This window comes from Stenotrophomonas sp. GbtcB23 (genome assembly GCF_019091045.1).
Lineage (GTDB): Bacteria > Pseudomonadota > Gammaproteobacteria > Xanthomonadales > Xanthomonadaceae > Stenotrophomonas > Stenotrophomonas rhizophila_A.
Genome location: NZ_JAGXKC010000624.1, coordinates 1 through 242, shown reverse-complemented (window position 1 = coordinate 242; position 242 = coordinate 1). Strand labels below are relative to the sequence as shown.

General features: G+C 71.9%; 1 pseudogene. It reads right to left on the bottom strand.

From position 1 onward, the window contains the following. A pseudogene (locus tag KVS69_RS20350) lies at positions 1-242 on the bottom strand (biotin synthase); the annotation flags it as partial.

The window sequence follows — 242 nt, the reverse complement described above, 5'->3', positions numbered from 1 at the left end:
CGGGACCAGGTCGGCACTGCCATGCAACGGCGTGCCCGCCACCTGCACCAACCAGTAGATCGGCACCGAATCGGGGTGCGCCGGCAGGGTGGCCAGCGCCAGCAGCAGCCCGGCGCGGTGCGCGCGGGGTTCGCCCATGCCGGCGATGCCGCCGCAGCAGGTCTTCAGCCCGGCCTCGCGCACGAGTTCCAGCGTAGCCAGCCGGTCGTGGTACTGGCGGGGGTGGATGATCGAAGCGTAGT